Source organism: Falsiroseomonas oryziterrae, from assembly GCF_021864505.1.
Classification (GTDB): domain Bacteria; phylum Pseudomonadota; class Alphaproteobacteria; order Acetobacterales; family Acetobacteraceae; genus Falsiroseomonas; species Falsiroseomonas oryziterrae.
In genome coordinates, this window is the sequence record NZ_JAKJIB010000516.1 from 1 (window position 1) to 1,845 (window position 1,845).

Below are 1,845 nucleotides of genomic sequence, written 5' to 3' on the forward strand. Positions count from 1 at the left end.
GGTGAGGAAGGGTTTGGCGCGGGGCGCGCGGGAGTTCAAGCGGCGCGCCCCCGACGGGCCAGCGTGCCCGCAGAGGACGGGGCGCCACCACCAAGGATGCGGCCGCAACGCGGCCGCCGCGCCGCGACCATCAGCGCCGCCGGGCACGCCCTGTCTGCGGCGCGCCAGCCAAGCGGCCGGAGGCCGCGCCGGCGCTTGAGGCTAAACGAAAACAGCCGGCACGCCGAAGATGCCGCGGTGGAAATGCAGCAGCGCCATCCAGAGGATCAGGCCGACCACGGGCGGCATCCAGCCGATCTCCGACAGGACCAGCCGGTTGCGGCCCGACAGGATCGCGCCGAAGGGCAGGATCGAGGTCTTCTCCGCGAAGCCGCGCCAGGCCTCCGGATTGCGCCGCGCGAGCTTGGCGTCGATGGACGGCATGCCGGCCACCGCGGTCACCAGGAAGGCACCGAAGAACACCAGGCTCGCCGTGTCGCCGTTGCCGACGACGTGCACGAGCCCCCAGAGCGCGAAGGACATCAGCATCGGGTGGCGGGTGACGCGCTGGATGCCGCGCGGCTCCTCGCCGAGCCCCTTGTTGCCGACGGCGGTCGGGTTGCGCTTGTGGCTCGCCATGAACAGCACGAAGGCCGGCAGCATCAGAAGCGCCAGGATCCAGCGCAGCCAGGACGGCGCGGACCAGAGGAAGGTGGTCTCCGCGTTCTGCCAGGCGATCACCAGCAGGGCGATGGACGCGACGGAGGCCAGCGAGAAGACGAGCACGAAACGCCCCTCGCCGAGCCGCGCGACGACCGTGTCGCGCAGCCGCGTCCCGGACACGCCGATATGGATGAACACCCAGAGCGCGGCGGCGAGGATCAGCAGCGTCATGGCGAAGTCTCCGCGAATCGGGGCAAGGGTGCCAGCGGATCAGCCGGGGCGCCACGCCCGGTGATAGGGGTGGTTCGTGCGGATCGCCTGGGCGCGGTAGAGCTGCTCGGCGAGCATTCCGCGCACCAGGAAATGCGGCCAGGTCATCGGGCCGAGCGAGAGGCGGTGCGCGGCACGGGCCAGCACGGCGGGGTCGAGGCCCTCCGCGCCGCCGATGACGAAGCACACCGGCTTGCCCGTCGCCGTCCAGCGCTCCAGCAGCGCGGCGAAACCCTCGCTGCCCGGCGCCTCTCCGCCGAGGTCCATGGCGACGGCAAGCGCATTGTCCGGCAGCGCGGCGAGCAGCGCTGCGCCCTCGCGCCGGCGCAGCTCCGCGGCGCTGCCGCGCGCCTCCGACACCTCGGTCACCACCGGCGGCGGGCGCAGCCGCGCGGCGTAGTGGTCGTAGAGGTCGCGCTCCGGGCCGGGCTTCAGCCGGCCGATCGCGACGATCGCGAGCCTACTCGTCGTCGTCTTCCGTCGCGGTGGAGCCGCCGGCGCCGTCATCGGGCAATGGCGTGCGGTCCTGGTCGGGGGCCGGGCTCTCCGGGCCCCACATGCGCTCCAGCGCGTAGAGGCCGCGCGCCTCGGGCTTGAACAGGTGCACGACGAGGTCGCCGGCGTCGATCAGCACCCAGTCCGGCGAGGCCTGGGTGGCGTCCCGGCGGAGCTTCAGCCCTTCCCTCTCGAAGGCGTCCTCGAGATGGCTGGCCATCGCCTGGATCTGCCGGTCGGCGAGGCCCGTCGCGACCACCAGCCGGTCCGCGTAATCGGCGCGGCCGGTGACGTCGAGCACCACGATGTTCTCGGCCTTGTCGTCCTCGAGGCTCTTCGTCGCCGCGGCGACCAGCCGGTCGAGCAGCGCGGGCGCGACCTTGGGCTGGCGGGCGCGCGGGGCGCGGGCGGGGCTGGGCGCGGCCGGGCGCTTCGCGG

3 protein-coding genes are annotated in these 1,845 nt (G+C 73.4%); all 3 read right to left on the reverse strand.

Features of this window, described 5'->3' with window-relative positions; all coding sequences use genetic code 11:
* Positions 1 to 201: 201 nt before the first annotated feature.
* Positions 202 to 873, reverse strand: coding sequence for an NnrU family protein (locus L2I40_RS22645; protein ID WP_237217605.1), 672 nt, complete (start codon positions 871 to 873; stop codon positions 202 to 204).
* A 39-nt stretch (positions 874 to 912) separates the two neighbouring features.
* On the reverse strand, positions 913 to 1,419 hold the full coding sequence (locus L2I40_RS22650; RefSeq protein WP_237217607.1) for a 23S rRNA (pseudouridine(1915)-N(3))-methyltransferase RlmH: 507 nt from the start codon (positions 1,417 to 1,419) through the stop codon (positions 913 to 915).
* The coding region (rsfS, locus tag L2I40_RS22655) for a ribosome silencing factor (protein WP_237217608.1) at positions 1,373 to 1,845 on the reverse strand (473 nt) is incomplete at its 5' end. The genes rsfS and L2I40_RS22650, both read right to left, overlap by 47 nt.

Excerpts from the sequence above, each read along its gene's own strand:
- L2I40_RS22645 (WP_237217605.1), bottom strand. The coding sequence starts at position 873 with ATGACGCTGCTGATCCTCGCCGCCGCGCTCTGGGTGTTCATCCATATC.
- L2I40_RS22650 (WP_237217607.1), bottom strand. The coding sequence starts at position 1,419 with ATGACGGCGCCGGCGGCTCCACCGCGACGGAAGACGACGACGAGTAGG.